The organism is Peribacillus sp. YIM B13482 (genome assembly GCF_042787975.1).
Lineage (GTDB): Bacteria > Bacillota > Bacilli > Bacillales > DSM-1321 > Peribacillus > Peribacillus simplex_A.
Map to the genome: position 1 here is coordinate 1 of NZ_JBHZPF010000133.1, position 1,784 is coordinate 1,784.

2 protein-coding genes are annotated in these 1,784 nt (G+C 35.8%); one reads left to right on the plus strand and one right to left on the minus strand.

The features are described from left to right. Positions 1–329 precede the first annotated feature (329 nt). A complete protein-coding gene (locus tag ACFX4L_RS25290; RefSeq protein ID WP_377406657.1) occupies positions 330–737 on the plus strand; it encodes a hypothetical protein in 408 nt (135 codons plus the stop codon). 310 nt (positions 738–1,047) lie between these two features. Here the strand turns inward: ACFX4L_RS25290 and ACFX4L_RS25295 are convergent, their stop codons facing one another. Further along, on the minus strand, positions 1,048–1,428 hold the full coding sequence (locus tag ACFX4L_RS25295) for a hypothetical protein (RefSeq protein ID WP_284468977.1): 381 nt from the start codon (positions 1,426–1,428) through the stop codon (positions 1,048–1,050). Positions 1,429–1,784 lie beyond the last annotated feature (356 nt).

The window sequence follows — 1,784 nt, forward strand, 5'->3', positions numbered from 1 at the left end:
TTTGATTATAAAACAAAAAAAGGTAGATTTCCTCAGAATAAACTGAGAAAAACTACCTCTATTGGCCCGAAGGGACTCTTTCAGTGCCCTCGTGAAAGCAGTTCCTTTTTTTATAGAATTACAACCAAAGTTTGTTAATCAATGTACTTAAACTATCGGGGCAGGTTTGTTCAACAAGCGCAGTGTATTCGTACTGTGACCTAAATGTTTATTTCTCAGTATTAAACTTTCTCCAACTACGGATAATAACAAATAACTAAATACTGGAGGAATTTAAATGAGAAAATTAATTTGTGTTTTTGTAGCTCTACTTGCTTTTGGAAAATATATTGACAGTTCAAGCTGAAAAAAACCATCAACATAGTTCTAAAGGACAGGAACAAGTCTTTGATAACTTTTTCGTTCAACTTTACCAGGAAGAAATTTTAACAGCAGTAAAGGATTATTATAATGCTGACTCAATAAACATTGGATATGATTGGTGGGACAAGAATTACGATGTTGTTGAATTGTTACAGAGTGAAAAAGGACGAGAATACACTTCTAGCTATATATTGAAATTTACTGTCTTAACCCACTCTCCATATGTTCCAAAAGAGAAAACAAAGTTTTTAGGAATTGATACAATAACGCTTGGTGTGGAACCACTTTTAAATAACAAAGAATTCAATCCGAATGGTCAACCTGTTGTTAAGTTTTTAAATTTCCAACACAATAATCCTCCTAAAGAAAAATAAAGATGATGGGCACTATCCGGTGCCTTTTTCCCGTGTAGTTTGTGTCAACTCTGCGATAAGTCTTAATGAACTAACGGGTGCGTTAGTTGATAAAGGAACATAAAAATGAAAGGGGATAGCGTCAGGAAAATGCGTATGTACAACGTTAAGCATATTTTCCTGGCGACTACCCTGATTTTAACAACATTAAGAAGGTCTTAATGGTCATAACGAAACTACTGAGACAACATCTTCTAAATTAAAGGAGATGAATAAATAAACCCTTCTATTCGCTGCCGGAGGCTTGTTTGTCGCTATTAGGAATTACGAATTATTTCATATAGATTACTACAAGCATCCATAAAGCCAAAGCACCAACGATAGCAAGTGCTATACGCGTAGATAGTATCCGTACTTCAAAGTCGGTTTTCTTGGATGGCTCAGGATATGCAATTACGTAAATTCCCTTTAATAGTGCGAGCCATGCAATGACTGTGATGAATCCCAGCCAGTTGAGTGCCCATACATTATGCAGGATAACAGTGCCTAATCCTAGGAAAATCGATAGAAAGCCATACATAATCCCAAATCCTCTGTCCTCGACCACTAATCTTTTCAGTTCACGTAGAACTGATGGACGTACGAAAAGTATTCCCGATACGATAACCGTCATCCATCCCCAAAACAGTCCTAAAAAGGTGCTTGCTTCCATTAGTATTTCACTCCTTTCAGTTATATTTATATTTCAGGTATTGCCCCTTTTAGAACATTGTCAGCACCTTCATGTGTAAGACCTTATTATGAGGTCTTACAGATTTTCCTCGTTGACCATTTATCTTTAGGTGTACCGCAAATATTATCTATCTTTTGAATGGAAAGATGTAAAAATTGACGTAATTGATTAGCAACAAATAGAGGAATAGATAGTACAATTGAGTTGAACTAACGGGGCAGGTTAGCATTCCTGTAGTTCGTTATTTTTCAGCTTTGAAAAAAATAGGGCTCCTCAGTAAGATATGAGTAAGACATCACTCTAACTCAAAACCTTAGGAGGAACCTTAATATGAA

What these genes read in the sequence shown, in the direction of transcription:
- ACFX4L_RS25295 (WP_284468977.1), bottom strand. Translation starts at nt 1,428, where the DNA reads ATGGAAGCAAGCACCTTTTTAGGACTGTTTTGGGGATGGATGACGGTT.